Below are 14,692 nucleotides of genomic sequence, written 5' to 3'. Positions count from 1 at the left end.
GTTTATTTTAAAGGGTGAATAATAGATTGAAAGAAATTAAAGCTGAAAATCTTGTCATAGAAGATGTCCAGACTGTTTTCAATAATCGCATCAGCATAGGCGGATGTATCCGGTACAAATGTTTCCTCTACAAAAACAAACCAGAGTTCCGAAAGCCCGTATCTCCTTCTAAACTCTTCAGAAGCATTGCTGTCAGGCACTGCAGAATGTTTCAGGTCACAAAACAGGATTCCTTTTTTATCTCCATTATGTTCCACCATGTTAATAGGATGATGGAGGTAGCTGAGAATTTTCATTTTCGGTTCAAAACACTCAATAAAATGGTGCAAATCAATAAGCTGTATTACTTTTTCTTCCTGTTGAGATTCTGTCATAAAGAAACATTCCAATGATATTTCCTGAGTCAATTCGTGAAAAGCTGTTAATTCCATATGTGTTCATTTTACAGCACAAAGGAATAGAGAAAAGAGCAGCGTAAATTTGTTTTTATACAAAGTGGCCGGTATTTTATACCAAATCCCGGAACATCATAATTGGTATAATAAAAGAGAGGTTTCGTATAATAAAATAGTTGTAAATTCCGTTATTGTCTATTTTTGTTAATGATAAAATAAGCCTATCGTATGAAATACAGTCCGCAGAAATTTGAAGAAACCTTTGCAATGGATTTTTTGGTGGAAGCGAAGTATGGATTCCGAAGACATCTCCTGTTTCTGATTTTCTTTTTCTTTTTGCTGTACAGCGCGAGATTCTGGCATTGGTATTCGGGAATATATCAATACTATGTTTTATTCTTTGTGTATACGATCCTCATTGCAATGGTCTATATAAATATATATGTATTGGTTCCGCGGTTTTTCTTTAAAACAAAATATGTTACCTATCTTGTATTGCTTGTTCTGATGGGAGTAGCGGGGCTTAATTTTATTGGTTACGGTTTCAGACTGTTTTTCGAAGAATTCAGAGTGAAAAATATTCTTAAGGAAAGTGAAAGGGGAGGAATTTATGAAGGAGTTCTAATGTGTATTCCGATCATTATGACGACCACAACGATAAAACTTTTGCAGAAATGGATTAATGATAATAAAAGGATCAATGAGCTAAGCAGCCTTACTATGAGTATGGAACTGAATGAACTGAGAAATCAGATCAATCCCCATTTTCTGTTTAATATGCTGAATAATGTAAAAGCACTGATCAGAACAGATCCTGCAAAAGCTTCAGTAGTGATTGTAAAACTTTCTGAATTTCTCAGATATCAGCTGTATGAAAACAGTGAAGAAAAAACGTTACTGGCTTCAGAAATTGATTTTTTGTCCAATTTTTTAAACCTTGAAAAAATAAGACGTGATCATTTTTCTTTTGATATTCAAACCGATGTTGATAAAAGAATAATCAGCAGCACATTTATTCCACCGAATTTGTTTACCACTTTTGTTGAAAATGCTGTAAAGCACAGTGTGGATCTCAATGGAGGAGAGTCTTATGTGAAAATAGAAATTAGTATTGAGAATAAACAGCTCCATTTTATATGTGTGAATTCAAGAAGTGCTGGTTATACCGTTTCGGACAAAAAAAGCAGTGGACTTGGGCTTGCCAATATCACCAGAAGGCTGGAACTTCTTTATAACGACACTTTTGACCTGCAGATAGAATCCGGTGAAAAAGAATATATTGTAAATTTAAAAATTCCCGTTTGATGAATTGTATTATAGTTGATGATGAACCTTTGGCAAGATCAGAAATGAGATCTCTGATCACTGAAACTTCCAATGTTGATATCCTTGGCGAATTTTCCAATGCTCCGTCTGCACTCGATTTTCTTAAAGATATTGATGTAGATCTTATTTTTCTTGATATAGAAATGCCCATGGTGACAGGTCTTGAGTTCGCAGAAATGCTTCCCAAAAAATCGCTGATCATCTTTACAACAGCCTATTCTCAGTACGCACTGAGGAGCTATGAATTGGAAGCTGTAGATTATCTTCTGAAACCTGTTGATCCCAAAAGGCTGGAAAAAGCAATTGATAAAGCCATACTTTATACTGAACTTTTATCCAAAGACACTGTAAAAAATACGGTAGAATCCAATACTGCAGATTTTTTATTCATCAAAGCAGAACGAAGGTTCTATAAAATCAGTTTTGCAGATATTAAATTTATAGAAGGGCTTAAGGATTATGTAGTCATTCATACAAAGCAGCAAAAGCTTATCACTGCAATGAATTTAAAAACAATTCATCAGAAAATATCCGGAGAAACCTTCATCAGAGTAAGCAAATCTTACATTGTCAATATGAATTATATTGATTCATTTGACAATCATAATATATATATTGAAGACTCCGAGATTCCTCTTGGAGAAGTATACAGATCCGAGTTTTTTACAAAATTTGCCGGAGGGCTTCTGAACTCAGACTAATGTAAAATGAGTAGTGAATGATAAGGAATGGGTAATATAAATCTCAGATACTACATCATTAGTGAAAATCTGTAGGGCAGGAGGTGTCATTCTGAACGTAATAAAATGTAGTGAAGAATCTTATGTTTTGAACAATAATAAGATTCTTCCTTCGTCGGAATGACAAAAGCTAAATGGTACAAAAGACCTCTTTAAATAAATAAACCCTTCAACAGCTTTAGCTAATTAATCTAATAAAGTTTCTGATCTTTTTCACAATAGAAGCTTCTTCTTTTTCCAACACCCGTTTGTTTTTTGATCAATTTCTGTCCACATACCGGACATATAGATTTAGTATGAACGAGCCAGTGTTTTTTCAAAACAAATTCTCTTTTCCATTTCAGGAAATCAAAACTGTAATTTCTGGCTTCAGCTATAAGTTCTTTCCTTTTTTTGGCTGGAAGATTCCCCAACAGGCTTTCCGGCTGTACTCCAATTCTGAAAAGCACTTCGTTTTTAATGATATTGCCGACACCCGAAAAAATATCCTGATTCATCAATGCATCACAAACCATCATTTTCGGATTGGATTTTAATTTTTCTTCAGCTTTCTTAGGATTCCACTGATCGCTCATTACATCTGCTTCCCAATCAATTGCAGAAAGAAATTCCAGAGAAACAGATTTTACAGAACAGGTGTAAAAATAGATGCTTCCCGTAGAGAAAAACAATGCTAAACGCAAACTTTTATCAGGTTTGGTCTGTTCATTAACACTGTAAGAGCCAAACATCAGTAAGTGAATCCGAATAGCTGCTTTTTCAAAAACGAGATAAGTTTGTTTTCCAAAAGTGCGGATTTCCAGAAGGGATTGGCCAATGAAAATTTCTTTCTCGAATTTGGCATTTCCTGAAACTTCTGTTACTTGCTGACCTGCAAATGGCTGCAGGCTTTCTTTCATTAATATGATGGATGGACCTTCAGGCATACGTTTATTTTGAGATAAAGATTCAAATAGTATTCCATAACCATTTAAAATTTAAAGCTTTATCCCAAAACAAACCTGTCTAAAATATCCTTAGACCAGTTTTTGTCCTACAAAACGAATCACAGAGCCCGTCCCATTATGAAACAATCCCTCGTTGAGCTCAATTTCTGTTTCTTCTAATTCAATAATGTTATAATCCGGAAAATCAGCTTTAATCTCTTCAATAGAAAATAAGGATTCAATGTCCTTTGGCCCGCCTACCTTTTCGTTCTTTGCAATATATTTAAGATGGCTTTTACTGAAAGCTTCAAAAATAATAAAACCGCCTTTACGCAGATACTGATTCAGCATTTGGTGAATGGAAGATTTAATATCTCCCGGAAAATGGGCATAGATCAGAGCAATAGCGTCAAACTGTTGTTCCTGATAATTCAGAGTTGAAAGTTCTCCAACCTGATAATCAATTGTAGTTCCTTGTTGCTCAGCAAGCTGTAACGCTTTGTTTCTGCCATTGGCACTGATATCGAAAGCTGAAACCTGCCATCCCTGAGTTGACGAAAAAACAGCATTTCGGCCTTCACCTTCTGCGGGGAAAAGTATTTTACCTGGTTTTAATAGAGTAAGTTGTTCTCTCAGATAATTGTTGGGTTTTGTTCCATACGCAAACTCTTCGCTGCTATACCTTTCGTCCCATCTTTTGAGCCATGTGTTGTCCGTCATTGTAAAAGAATTTTAAAATTTGGATAAAGAAAAACTGTAAGTATTCTTCGGTTGTATTAGTTGCATCAAATGTAGAATATTTCTTCAAGCTTTCCGATCCCTAAAAAACGTTTACTATTATAGATTTTTTGAATGACAGATCTGTTTAATAAAAAATCTAAATACTATTCCATACAATTAAAATTTGGAGTAATTTTGAAAAATGATGAATTTAAACCAGATTTTCACCAATCAACGTACAGGAAACAATCCACAGACCAAAGCTTCACGAACTGATTTTCAAAGGGATTTCGACAGAATTATTTTCTCTTCTGCTTTCAGAAGACTACAGAATAAAACGCAGGTTTTTCCTCTTCCCGGAAGTGTTTTTGTACACAACAGACTTACCCATTCTCTGGAAGTATCATCTGTAGGAAGAAGTTTAGGAAGTATTATCGGTGAATTTATTGCGGAAGATTTTAAAAATGAACTGACTGAAGATTCAAAGAATTTTTATCTCTATAATCTGGGAAACGTAATTGCAGCTGCATGTTTATGTCATGATGTCGGAAACCCTGCTTTCGGACATTCAGGAGAAGATGCCATTGCAAGCTATTTTGAAAGGAATGAAAAAGACCTGAAGTCAAAATTCAATGAAAAAGAGTGGGCGGATCTGGTTAACTTTGAAGGAAATGCCAATGCGATCAGAGTACTGGCACAGCAGCAGCAAGGGAAAGATGCGGGAGGTGTTCAGCTTACTTTCTCCACACTGGCAAGTATTGCAAAATATCCTTGTGAGGCTGTAGCCAAGAAAAAAGGAATCATTCACAGGAAGAAATTCGGGTTTTTCCAGAATGAAAAAGACATATTCCTTGAAATTGCCAAAGGAACCCAGCTTATTTCTGAAAGTGAAGAACCTTATATTTTCAAAAGACATCCTTTTGTATGGCTGGTAGAAGCTGCTGATGATATCTGCTACAACATCATTGATATGGAAGATGCCCACAGATTGGGAATTGTTTCAACAGCAGACTGTAAAAATTTATTTTTTGAACTGGTAAAATCTGAAACAAATGATGTTCAGAGAATTGAAACAAAGCTAAGTTCTATCTCCAACGAAAACGAACAGATTTCTTACTTAAGAGCAAAAGTAATCAATGCTCTGATCAATAAGTCGATTGAGATGTACAAACATAACTTTGAAACGATTCTTGAAGGCAATCTTGGCAACGGCTTACTTGATATCTATAAAAAAGAAAATAAAGCACTGCAGGATATTGCAAGTTTCTCCGTAGAAAAAATCTATAATCATAAAGCGGTTGTAGAAATTGAAAATGCAGGATATAATGTAATGTATGAATTGCTGGATCATTTTATTCCTTCCATTCTGAAACCGGAAGACCATAGAAAATCTTATGATGAAAAAGCTTTGAAATTAATTCCAAAGCAATTCATTTACAATGATGGTACCGATTATCAGAAAGTTCTCGGAGTAATTGATTTCGTTTCAGGAATGACTGATAACTATGCTACCGATTTATATAGAAAAATTAAAGGAATAGACATCGGAATGACCGTGTAAATTCTATTTATTCAATAACTCAGAAGCCTCTTCAATTAATGACTGCATTAAAGTGGAGGCTTTTTTATGCTTTAAAAGCGGGGCAATCTGACCTGCCCAGAAAAATACCAGCTCATGCTTTTGCTTTTCCAAAGCAGCCTTTCTCAGTGCGCCCATAAAATGGGTCTGTAAAGGAAATGGTAATGTTTTGTCAGTGGCAGCCAATACATCCCGGAATATTTTTGTGGTAATTCCGCGTCCTAATCTTCCGGTATACGCTCTGGTGAGAGCGGTAGATCTTGCTGCATCGGAAAACAAAAACTCTTTATGTATCGGTAAAGCTCCGGATTCTTCAGTGACCAGAAATGCCGTTCCGATCTGTACCGCTTCTGCGCCCAGTTGGAAAGCTCCGGCAATTCCACGCCCGTTGACAATACCTCCCGCTGCAACTACAGGAATTTTTACCCGATCCTTTATCAGTTGAATCAAAGCGAAAGTTCCCGTTGTAGAAAGTTCCGCCTGATCCAGAAACGAAGGTCTGTGGCCGCCACTTTCAAAACCGGAAGCCACAATAACGTCCACTCCGGTTTTTTCCAGAGCAACAGCTTCATCCAAGGTTGTTGCAGTTCCCAAAATAGCAGTTCCCTGCTGATGAAGATCTTCGATGATATTTTCATCCATCAATCCAAACATAAAGCTGAAAACTTTAGGTTTGATATCAAAAATAACACTCAGCTGATTCTGAAATCTTGATTCAAAAGAGAGTGGAGGTAAAGGAATATCCGTGTCTAAAAGATCAAAATAAGGTTTGAAAATTTCAATGGCCTTTTGATACTGGTCTTTTGTATGCTGTTCATCAATAATATCGTGATCTTTTATCCAAAGATTAAGGTTATAGGGTTTATCCGTTTTCGTTAGTATTTCTTTGTGAATATCATAAATTTCCTGCGGTGACAAAGTATAAGCTCCGAATCCGCCTAGTCCGCCAAGATTGCTCACTGCTGTTGTCAGCTCAACTGTAGAAAGCCCTCCGCCAAAAGGACCTTGCAGAATAGGATATTCAATACCCAGTAATTCCGTAATTCTATTTTTATTCCACATGATTTTGTTGATTTTTAATTAAAAAACTTGAATTAAGGGTGTACATTGGTCAATGTCTTATTAACGATGAGCCATTTTCCGTCTATCTTATTGAAAGTTATGAAATTATAATAATTAAAATCATACATTCTTACATTTAATTTCACTGTAGCAATCGAATTAATGATGTCAGTAGAAAGGATTTCAGCTTTAAAATCTTTTCCGGATTTTTCCGGACTTACACGGTTTCCGACTCCCTCAATATATTGATCCGCAGTTTTGAAATAGGGAACTCCATCTACATCTCCGAAAAGCAAAGCTCCTTTATAGAAGGCTTTTCTAAGAAGGTCTGTATTCCCTTCATAAATTCCTTTGAAATAATAATTTTCAATGACGTTTCTTATTTCAGTTTCTGGTGTTGGGTTGGTTTTCATATTCTTTACATTTTGTGCATGGCCGCTCAATGGAAAACTGAGCAGCCATGCTATAATTAATGATAGTTTCATAATAAATGATGTCCGGCACCCATTCCCCCGTCAACATTGATGATGGCTCCGGAAATTAATTTGTTTTTAGCAATCGCATGAATCATCTGAGCTAATTCTTCCGGCTCCCCGATACGGTTGATGAGGTGCATTCCGGCATTGTTATCAAGACCTGCACCATGCATCGGTGTTCTGATCAAGCCCGGAGCGACCGTATTTACCCTGATATTTTCTTTTCCAAACTCTGCAGCCAGCTGCAAAGTCAGTGCATGAATAGCTCCTTTGCTTGAAATAGGCGCTGTAGAAGGAGACGGTGCAATCGCATGATATACTAATGGAGTTCCTACATTGATCACAACACCGTCTTTTTGTTTGATCATTTGAGGAATGACAGCCTGTGTTGTAAAGAATGTTCCTTTTAGATTGGTTGTTAAAAAACGGTCCAGATAGTCTTCAGTGACTTCCAGAAAAGGTTTGTTCTCGTAAATTCCCGCATTGTTGATCAGAACGTCAATTGATCCAAATCTTTCAAGTGCTGTTTTTACCAAGGCTTCTCCTGTTGTTTTCTCGGATACATTTCCGGCAACCATCGCCAGATTTTCTCCGGCTCCCAGTTCATGGTAAACTTCCTCTAATTTAGATGCTGTTTGTGAATTGATGATTACATTATCACCTCTGTCTAAGAAATAACGGGCTGTTTCCAATCCTATCCCTGAAGAGGCTCCTGTTACAATTATCGTTTGCTTTTTCATTTTATGTTTATTTTTTTTCTGTTGAAAATCCTTGTTCTTTTAATACTGAAACCTGTTCTCCGGCATATCCCCAGTTATCATCTTCGATTTCGTTGATCACAATATGGGTCAAATGAGGATCCTTATTCAAAACTGAAGTTACAGCTTCACTTATTTTTCTGATTAATTGTTGTTTCGTTTCGCGGTTAAGATCTTCGCGAAGCACATCTACTTTTATGAATGGCATGATGGTAAATTTTTAAGGTTAAATAATCTTTAAGTTCTGTTAGTAAGCTTCTGCAACAAGATGAATATGTAAATCAAAATTGTTGTAGATCAGCGTATCACCAAGATTGGTAAAGAAATTGGAGGATCTGAATTTGATATTGAATTTCGTTCTGTCGACTACAATTTTAGCATCTAAAACAGCCGTATTATCCGTTGTTACAATCTGCAGACTTGTGTTGATAGAATGAGTAATCCCTTTTATGGTAAGATCTCCGGTTACGTTATACAGATTCTGATCACCAGGTTCAGCATGAGTGATTTCAAAAAGAGCTTCAGGAAACTGATCAGAATTAAAGAAATCGTCAGAGGTAAGGTGGCCTGCAAACTGAGCATTGGTTTCAGCATCCTCGATATCAAGGATTTTGATAGCACGGGTATCAATGACAAATTTTCCAGATACAGGTTTTCCATCTTCAAATCTGAAGTTTCCATCTTTTACACCGATTGTTCCGTTGTGAGCTCCGGTTACTTTTCTTCCGATCCAGTCGATCGTACTGTTTTCATTATTGACTTTGAAATTTTTTGTGTCCATTTTTATTTGGGTTTAATTAATGACACAAAGTTCAGCCGGTTGAAAGAAAAAGTTACGTGATGTACCTCACAAAATAGAAGAGAGGATAGACGAGGTAAGGGTGTTGTTTATTGATGAAGTCTGCTCAGGGTTTCCCTGGTTACTCCAAGATAAGATGCAATCAGGTGTTTAGGGACCAGATTGTACAGTTGGGGATACATGGCCAAAAGTTCCTCATACCGGAATTTAGCATCATTATTCATGAAAGAAAGCAGACGTTTTTGTGCTGCTACATATCCTTTGTTGGTTCTCCATCTGAAAAAATGTTCAACTTCATGAATTTCATTGCAGATTTTTTCCCTGTCTTCGTTGGAAATAGAAAGAATAGTAGCGTTCGTAATGCAGTCTACGTTAATAGTAGCCCTGGTTTTACTGTAAAGTGCATCAAAATCTGTCACCCACCAGGTCGGCATAGCAAACTGGAGAATAAACATTTTCATGCTGTCATTAAGATAAAAAGCTTTCAGACAGCCTTCCAGAACGAAATATTCATGATTTACGAAATCACCTTCCGAGATAAGGCTTTGCCCTTTTTTTAAAGTAATCAGATTAAAATGTTCAAAAACATAGTCAAGTTGTTCTTCAGTAAGAGAAGTGAATTTAGAGATGTGATCCTTTAATATTTCTTTAGAATTGACCATGATATGCAATGAATATTCAAAAGTAAGTTTTTTTCAGGATAATTTTAGTTTAAAAATAATCAATCATTCTTGGGCTTGATTATTAGGAGATATTGTATTAAACCTTAGATTTATTTTTCATATATTTAAGCAAACACCAATAAAAATGTTTTAACAAAACAGGATTTATTACGACCTATTAAAAAATTAAAAGCTATGGGAATATATTTAGCGCCCGTTATTTTCTTCGGGCTAATCATTTTATTCGCTTCGTTCTTTGTAGTTAAGCAGGAGACCGCAGCGATTATTGAACGTTTTGGAAAGTTCCGGGCAGTAAAACATTCCGGTCTCCATCTTAAGCTGCCAATCATAGATCAGATTGCGAAAAGACTGAACCTGAGAATTCAGCAGCTGGATGTAATGATTGATACTAAAACATTAGACAACGTTTTCATCAAAATGAAAATTTCTGTTCAGTATCAGGTGATCAGAAATCAGGTTGGAGATGCTTATTATCGTTTGGAAAATCCTGAAAATCAAATTACTTCATTTGTTTTTGATGTGGTAAGAGCAGAAGTTCCGAAATTGAAACTGGATGATGTTTTTGTAAGAAAAGATGATGTGGCGATTGCAGTAAAAAGTGAGCTTCAGGAGGCTATGAACAGCTATGGATATGATATTATCAAAGCTTTGGTTACTGATATTGATCCGGATGAACAGGTAAAACATGCGATGAATAGAATCAATGCGGCGGAAAGAGAAAAAACTGCTGCAGAATATGAATCCGAAGCACAAAGAATCCGAATTGTAGCCGTTGCAAAAGCAGAAGCAGAATCTAAAAAACTTCAGGGACAAGGGATTGCAGACCAAAGAAGAGAAATTGCAAAGGGTCTTGAAGAGTCTGTAAGGATGCTGAATAATGTAGAAATCAATTCACACGAAGCATCAGCACTTATCGTAGTGACACAGCATTATGATACATTGCATTCCATAGGAGCAAGTAACAGAAGCAACCTGGTTCTTCTTCCCAATTCACCTACAGCAGCCAGCAGCATGTTGAATGATCTTGTAGTAGCTATGACTACTGCAAATACGGTAGGTGAGGCAGCTAAAGGTAAATACCCGGATCCACCTCAAAAAGAGAGTGGATTTTAAAATAGGGAAAAAGAGTATGAATACTTAAAAGATGAATCCTTGGAGAATTTTCCTTTATTGTCAAAAATAACTTCAGACTTCATTTCCTTCATAAAACAAAAAGGCTTCTGAAATTTTCAGAAGCTTTTTTTATTATTTTTTCGTTTTAGAAACCTGTTCTATCAATGTGTATTTTATGGAAGAAGCGTCAGCCGGTGGATTTGCTATTTTTTCAGTTTTTACTTTTAAAACATATTCGTAACCTGGTTCATAGGTAAATCCTTCAATATTGCTGTAGAAATTGGTCCAGCTTTCAGAAGCATTTTCTTTTACCTGCATACACTTCATACGGCCTGCTCCTGCAGAACAGTCTACGGTTTGTGGGCCTACGATAAGTGTTTTTTCATTGGATGCCATTTCTTTCTTTTTCGTTTTAGAAACCTGCTTTACCAAGGTGTATTTTATGGATGATCCGTCAGCTGGAGGATTGGCAATTTTTTCAGTTTTTACTTTTAAAACATATTCATATCCCGGTTCATAGGTAAATCCTTCAATATTGCTGTAGAAATTGGTCCAGTTTCCGGAAGCATTTTCTTTTACCTGCAGACATTTCATAGGAGCTACGCCGGTACAGTCTGCTGTTTGTGGTCCTACGATGAAGGTGGCTTCATCGCCTGTGGATGCATTGGCTGTGGTTGTACATTGCGTCATTGCAAATAATGCTAATGCGGGTGCTGCCCCTTTTAGAATTGTTGCGATACTTTTCATAAACTTGATTTTTCCCCATACTTCGCAATTACCATGCCGAACTTGGCTTTCCTGAATTTGTAGTACTTCTGCTATTGCTTTTTATTTTTTTAATCATTTAATTTGAAGTTCTTAAACACTAACCGCAAAACATAATTCTTACAATAAATATGGAAAATCAAATGCAAGTTGAAAATTACAGGATTCAAAAACCTGAAATGTGGGCAGGAAATATTGGAGATGAGGAAATAAAAAACAGAATCAAAGACTCCGAATTTGCTAAAAAACAAATTGATGAAGGCCGTGATTACTGCTACTTTTTAGACAAAAAATATTACACGAGCAATACGGAAAACAGTGAATATGTCTGCATGGCTTATACTCTGAACGAGCCGGGAAATCTGGAACGAGCTTCTGTGTCTGATGTCATTGTGGAGGAAAATGAAGTCTATCAGATTCACAGGATCAGTGTTTTGAGAGATGGAGTACTGATAGATAAAATTCCGGATACGAATATTAAAGTTCTTGACAGCGAAAACCAGAGCAGCGGCGGAGTTTTGAGCAGTAATAAAAAGATCAATATTACGATTAAAGATCTCAGGCTGTATGATGTATTAATTTTAGAAGATTCAAGGATTAAAGCATTTACAGACCGGGATTTCCTAAGAAAGGAATTCTCAAAATATGTATGGGTAAGTCCGGATAATTACTGGGCCTATGGCAATTTTAAATTTACTTTTATCAATGAACGTGAGCAGACGATTGCCTATAAAAAGACATTTTTCAGAGATGAGCAGGGAGATGTTCTGGAACCGGAAACGAAGCATCTGAAAAAAGGGGAGAGGTTTGTGATAGAAGAACAGAATTATATTAATCCTGTAGATTCCGGAAGAGAAATTTTTCCTTATGTGGACTTTGCTACCGAAAGCAGCTGGAAAGACCTTTCCAATTATATTGTGCCTCTTTATGAGGAGATTTTCAATAGCTCTTCCTTGAAGGATTTTGCGCCGAACCTGATTGAAAAGCTGGATGCTATTGCCGATCATGGTGAAAAGCTTCAGTTTGCTATAGAATATGTTCAGAACCATATCTATTATATCTTCAATGCGGATGAAATGAATGGACATAAGCCGCAAGCACCGTCTGTAACCTATGAAAATAAGCAGGGAGACTGTAAAGCGAAATCAGTTTTATTAAAAGTGATCCTTGATTATATTGGAGTGGATGCTTCTGTTGTACTGGTGAATTTCAATACAGATTATTATATCAAATATTACCTTCCATCACTGTTAAACTTCAATCATGTTGTCGTAAAAGTGAATTATAAAGATCAGGAATACTTTATTGATGCTACGATTCGTGATGAATTCGGACTGATTGAAAACAGAGGATTCATGTATTTTATGCATTATCTGGAAGTGAAAAAAGATCAGGAGCTCCAGATAAGAAAACCTTATCAATTTCCTTATTTCTGTATTGACGAAAAAGTAGATTTTAATGTACAGGGGACTGTCGGAAAATTTACTCTGTCAACAACTTACAAAGGAAGCAGGGCCAATGCCATGAGAAGGTATTTTAAAAGCACCAACAAAAGGGAAATTATAGACAGCTGGAACAGTTTCCTTTTCTATGGCTTAAATTATTCGAGTGACAGAAATGGTACAGATGTACGGAATGTATTCAAAGATGCAGCCATTGATGTGATAAGTGATGATAAAAGACTGAATGAAGTGAAGATTCAATATACCGCTATCATTGAGAATCCTTACTATGTAGATCCACAGAACAACCGTTTCCTTATGTATTTTGACAGAAATGTTGTGAAGGCAAGTGCAAGAGATTTTATGCATAAAGATTTATCGTTCTGGCATAATTTCGATACCGAAAAGTATGAAATTAATCTCTATACAGATCAGAAGATTGATACCGAAGAAAAATATACGGTTCAGGAATGCACCATTGCCAATCCGTATTTTGACTATAAAAGCCGTAAAAAAGTAAGCAAGAACGGGGCAAGTGTATACATCGAATACAACCCTCTGATCAATCTTGAAATTCCGCAAAGTGAGTTTGAAAAGTTCAGAACAGACCATCATACCATTGCAGACAGCAATTTTGGAATTGGAATTGACATCATAGAACCAGGGCTGATGAATAGACTTAAATTCAGTTTTAAGAAGAAATTTAAATAGAGCCTGGATTCTAAAATTCAAAGTTTAGAGTTTAGGGTTTAAGTTTCGGCGGGCGGCGGAGCCGCCCGCCGAAACTCTTTATTCCAATTATTGTATATTCATTTAAAATCATATAAAACACACAAATTTATCTATGCAGAAGATATTTTCTCTTGCTTTTCTTATGGCAGTATCTTGTATGAATGCCCAGAAATTAAAGAAAGAAAACGTTACAGGATTCTGGAAACTGAAAGAATCCGGGTTTTATGAAAATAAAAAGAAAGTGGTAAAAGAATTTGATAATTGCCGTCTGATGAGAAATTATGCCATCAGGGAAGACGGATATGCCATTTATAATTATGTAGAAGGGAAAACAGGTGACTGCAGCCCATCTGAACCAAGACTTTCTTTTTGGAGAATCGTAGAAAACAGAATTCAGTTTTATGTAGATGAGCAAAATATACTTGAAGAAGTGGAAGTGACCCTTAATCAGGATAACACAATGACTTTTTCAAGTTACATTCCCAATCCTATTAAAGTAAAAGGAGATGCTCTTGCTGAAAAAGTGGTAAACACCATCCACTACGATATCCTTGAGAAAAAATACTAACAGCCAACAGTAAACTTTTGATGTAATGAATTATGTAACGATAATCTATCTCCTTAATATTGTTCTGTATGCAATGTATTTCTTTACAAAAACTGGCGGAGAAACAGATTTTTCTGGTGTAGATTTTTTTATTTCAGGAATTTTATCTCTTTTTTTGATCTTTGCGGGATATCTGAATGCAAAAAAAGGAATGATCTACAGAACCGTTCTGTGTATGTTTTTTTTGAATGTTTTCTTATTCGCTTGTTCCGGTTTATTCGATCAGTTTGGAAGTCATTTTAATATTCTTTCTACAAATAATAGTGACAGTTTTATTTTTACATTGGCGCTCATTGTTTATAATGGATATCTTTTTCCTCTAACGATTAGTCTTGAGGGTTCTGGCCTTTCATTGATATTCCCGGTGGTATTATCTTTTATTCTGCCCTCATTGGGATATCTGATAGGGAAGAAGCTTCATCCAAATAAACAAAATTCCACTGAATTATAGTCATTGCGAACCGAAGGTGAAGCAAACCCAAAATTAAAAAATTATAAGTAGAAGTTTTTTTGAACACACAAAGGCGCTAAGATTTTTACAAACCATGTGTATGTAAGACGCAAGGATT

17 protein-coding genes are annotated in these 14,692 nt (G+C 36.0%); 7 read left to right on the top strand and 10 right to left on the bottom strand.

Features of this window, described 5'->3' with window-relative positions; translation table 11 throughout:
• Window positions 1-2: 2 nt before the first annotated feature.
• Window positions 3-431, bottom strand: coding sequence for a hypothetical protein (locus CHRYMOREF3P_RS04700; protein WP_077416538.1), 429 nt, complete (start codon window positions 429-431; stop codon window positions 3-5).
• 192 nt (window positions 432-623) lie between these two features.
• Here CHRYMOREF3P_RS04700 and CHRYMOREF3P_RS04695 point away from each other — a divergent pair, with 192 nt between their 5' ends.
• Together CHRYMOREF3P_RS04695 and CHRYMOREF3P_RS04690 are read left to right on the top strand one after the other, a co-directional pair.
• Window positions 624-1,700 carry a sensor histidine kinase gene (locus CHRYMOREF3P_RS04695; protein WP_077416540.1) on the top strand — a complete coding sequence of 359 codons (1,077 nt, stop codon included), beginning with the start codon at window positions 624-626 and terminating at the stop codon, window positions 1,698-1,700.
• On the top strand, window positions 1,700-2,422 hold the full coding sequence (locus CHRYMOREF3P_RS04690; protein ID WP_180563973.1) for a LytR/AlgR family response regulator transcription factor: 723 nt from the start codon (window positions 1,700-1,702) through the stop codon (window positions 2,420-2,422). Before CHRYMOREF3P_RS04695 ends, CHRYMOREF3P_RS04690 begins: the two co-directional genes overlap by 1 nt.
• A gap of 230 nt (window positions 2,423-2,652) precedes the next feature.
• On the opposite strand, the gene CHRYMOREF3P_RS04685 is transcribed toward CHRYMOREF3P_RS04690, so the two are convergent.
• Window positions 2,653-3,387, bottom strand: coding sequence for a DNA-formamidopyrimidine glycosylase family protein (locus tag CHRYMOREF3P_RS04685; protein WP_180563972.1), 735 nt, complete (start codon window positions 3,385-3,387; stop codon window positions 2,653-2,655).
• Window positions 3,388-3,477: 90 nt separating this feature from the next.
• Complete coding sequence (locus tag CHRYMOREF3P_RS04680) at window positions 3,478-4,107, bottom strand: class I SAM-dependent methyltransferase (protein WP_077416545.1); 630 nt, start codon at window positions 4,105-4,107, stop codon at window positions 3,478-3,480.
• 205 nt (window positions 4,108-4,312) lie between these two features.
• Between CHRYMOREF3P_RS04680 and CHRYMOREF3P_RS04675 the strand changes: the two genes are divergently transcribed.
• Window positions 4,313-5,668 carry a deoxyguanosinetriphosphate triphosphohydrolase gene (locus CHRYMOREF3P_RS04675; RefSeq protein ID WP_077418023.1) on the top strand — a complete coding sequence of 452 codons (1,356 nt, stop codon included), beginning with the start codon at window positions 4,313-4,315 and terminating at the stop codon, window positions 5,666-5,668.
• A gap of 3 nt (window positions 5,669-5,671) precedes the next feature.
• On the opposite strand, the gene CHRYMOREF3P_RS04670 is transcribed toward CHRYMOREF3P_RS04675, so the two are convergent.
• The 6 genes from CHRYMOREF3P_RS04670 to CHRYMOREF3P_RS04645 form a co-directional block, all read right to left on the bottom strand.
• A complete protein-coding gene (locus CHRYMOREF3P_RS04670; protein ID WP_180563971.1) occupies window positions 5,672-6,748 on the bottom strand; it encodes an NAD(P)H-dependent flavin oxidoreductase in 1,077 nt (358 codons plus the stop codon).
• Window positions 6,749-6,780: 32 nt separating this feature from the next.
• Window positions 6,781-7,233, bottom strand: a complete 453-nt coding sequence (locus CHRYMOREF3P_RS04665) for a nuclear transport factor 2 family protein (RefSeq protein WP_077416549.1) — start codon at window positions 7,231-7,233, stop codon at window positions 6,781-6,783.
• Entirely contained in the window at window positions 7,230-7,964 is a 735-nt protein-coding gene (locus CHRYMOREF3P_RS04660; RefSeq protein ID WP_180563970.1) for an SDR family NAD(P)-dependent oxidoreductase, read from the bottom strand. The genes CHRYMOREF3P_RS04665 and CHRYMOREF3P_RS04660 overlap by 4 nt, the downstream gene beginning before the upstream one ends.
• Window positions 7,965-7,971: 7 nt before the next feature.
• The gene (locus CHRYMOREF3P_RS04655; protein WP_047377560.1) at window positions 7,972-8,190 is read right to left on the bottom strand and encodes a tautomerase family protein; all 219 of its coding nucleotides are present in this window, start codon (window positions 8,188-8,190) and stop codon (window positions 7,972-7,974) included.
• A 39-nt stretch (window positions 8,191-8,229) separates the two neighbouring features.
• Window positions 8,230-8,763 carry a YceI family protein gene (locus CHRYMOREF3P_RS04650; RefSeq protein ID WP_180563969.1) on the bottom strand — a complete coding sequence of 178 codons (534 nt, stop codon included), beginning with the start codon at window positions 8,761-8,763 and terminating at the stop codon, window positions 8,230-8,232.
• Between the two features lie 107 nt (window positions 8,764-8,870).
• Window positions 8,871-9,443, bottom strand: a complete 573-nt coding sequence (locus CHRYMOREF3P_RS04645) for a Crp/Fnr family transcriptional regulator (RefSeq protein ID WP_047385450.1) — start codon at window positions 9,441-9,443, stop codon at window positions 8,871-8,873.
• 195 nt (window positions 9,444-9,638) lie between these two features.
• On the opposite strand from CHRYMOREF3P_RS04645, the gene CHRYMOREF3P_RS04640 reads away from it, so the two are divergent.
• Window positions 9,639-10,577, top strand: a complete 939-nt coding sequence (locus CHRYMOREF3P_RS04640; protein WP_077416554.1) for an SPFH domain-containing protein — start codon at window positions 9,639-9,641, stop codon at window positions 10,575-10,577.
• Between the two features lie 132 nt (window positions 10,578-10,709).
• On the opposite strand, the gene CHRYMOREF3P_RS24130 is transcribed toward CHRYMOREF3P_RS04640, so the two are convergent.
• A complete protein-coding gene (locus CHRYMOREF3P_RS24130; RefSeq protein WP_077416556.1) occupies window positions 10,710-11,324 on the bottom strand; it encodes a DUF4377 domain-containing protein in 615 nt (204 codons plus the stop codon).
• A 149-nt stretch (window positions 11,325-11,473) separates the two neighbouring features.
• On the opposite strand from CHRYMOREF3P_RS24130, the gene CHRYMOREF3P_RS04625 reads away from it, so the two are divergent.
• From CHRYMOREF3P_RS04625 to CHRYMOREF3P_RS04615, 3 genes are all read left to right on the top strand, one after another.
• Window positions 11,474-13,495 carry a hypothetical protein gene (locus CHRYMOREF3P_RS04625; RefSeq protein ID WP_180563968.1) on the top strand — a complete coding sequence of 674 codons (2,022 nt, stop codon included), beginning with the start codon at window positions 11,474-11,476 and terminating at the stop codon, window positions 13,493-13,495.
• Between the two features lie 133 nt (window positions 13,496-13,628).
• Window positions 13,629-14,084, top strand: a complete 456-nt coding sequence (locus CHRYMOREF3P_RS04620; protein ID WP_077416560.1) for a lipocalin family protein — start codon at window positions 13,629-13,631, stop codon at window positions 14,082-14,084.
• Between the two features lie 25 nt (window positions 14,085-14,109).
• Window positions 14,110-14,574: a hypothetical protein gene (locus CHRYMOREF3P_RS04615; RefSeq protein WP_180563967.1), complete on the top strand. Its 465-nt coding sequence runs from the start codon at window positions 14,110-14,112 to the stop codon at window positions 14,572-14,574.
• Window positions 14,575-14,692: the final 118 nt, after the last annotated feature.

Origin of the sequence: Chryseobacterium sp. JV274, assembly GCF_903969135.1 — a bacterium.
GTDB lineage: Bacteria > Bacteroidota > Bacteroidia > Flavobacteriales > Weeksellaceae > Chryseobacterium.
Note: the sequence above shows the minus strand (reverse complement) of the source record. Positions and strands in the feature narration are given on the sequence as shown.

Coding starts and splice junctions, on each gene's coding strand:
- CHRYMOREF3P_RS04675 (WP_077418023.1), top strand. CDS start 4,313: ATGAATTTAAACCAGATTTTCACCAATCAACGTACAGGAAACAATCCA.
- CHRYMOREF3P_RS04615 (WP_180563967.1), top strand. CDS start 14,110: ATGAATTATGTAACGATAATCTATCTCCTTAATATTGTTCTGTATGCA.
- CHRYMOREF3P_RS04625 (WP_180563968.1), top strand. CDS start 11,474: ATGGAAAATCAAATGCAAGTTGAAAATTACAGGATTCAAAAACCTGAA.
- CHRYMOREF3P_RS04695 (WP_077416540.1), top strand. CDS start 624: ATGAAATACAGTCCGCAGAAATTTGAAGAAACCTTTGCAATGGATTTT.
- CHRYMOREF3P_RS04650 (WP_180563969.1), bottom strand. CDS start 8,763: ATGGACACAAAAAATTTCAAAGTCAATAATGAAAACAGTACGATCGAC.
- CHRYMOREF3P_RS04690 (WP_180563973.1), top strand. CDS start 1,700: ATGAATTGTATTATAGTTGATGATGAACCTTTGGCAAGATCAGAAATG.
- CHRYMOREF3P_RS04660 (WP_180563970.1), bottom strand. CDS start 7,964: ATGAAAAAGCAAACGATAATTGTAACAGGAGCCTCTTCAGGGATAGGA.
- CHRYMOREF3P_RS04680 (WP_077416545.1), bottom strand. CDS start 4,107: ATGACGGACAACACATGGCTCAAAAGATGGGACGAAAGGTATAGCAGC.
- CHRYMOREF3P_RS04640 (WP_077416554.1), top strand. CDS start 9,639: ATGGGAATATATTTAGCGCCCGTTATTTTCTTCGGGCTAATCATTTTA.
- CHRYMOREF3P_RS04685 (WP_180563972.1), bottom strand. CDS start 3,387: ATGCCTGAAGGTCCATCCATCATATTAATGAAAGAAAGCCTGCAGCCA.
- CHRYMOREF3P_RS04620 (WP_077416560.1), top strand. CDS start 13,629: ATGCAGAAGATATTTTCTCTTGCTTTTCTTATGGCAGTATCTTGTATG.
- CHRYMOREF3P_RS04670 (WP_180563971.1), bottom strand. CDS start 6,748: ATGTGGAATAAAAATAGAATTACGGAATTACTGGGTATTGAATATCCT.
- CHRYMOREF3P_RS24130 (WP_077416556.1), bottom strand. CDS start 11,324: ATGAAAAGTATCGCAACAATTCTAAAAGGGGCAGCACCCGCATTAGCA.
- CHRYMOREF3P_RS04655 (WP_047377560.1), bottom strand. CDS start 8,190: ATGCCATTCATAAAAGTAGATGTGCTTCGCGAAGATCTTAACCGCGAA.
- CHRYMOREF3P_RS04700 (WP_077416538.1), bottom strand. CDS start 431: ATGGAATTAACAGCTTTTCACGAATTGACTCAGGAAATATCATTGGAA.
- CHRYMOREF3P_RS04645 (WP_047385450.1), bottom strand. CDS start 9,443: ATGGTCAATTCTAAAGAAATATTAAAGGATCACATCTCTAAATTCACT.
- CHRYMOREF3P_RS04665 (WP_077416549.1), bottom strand. CDS start 7,233: ATGAAACTATCATTAATTATAGCATGGCTGCTCAGTTTTCCATTGAGC.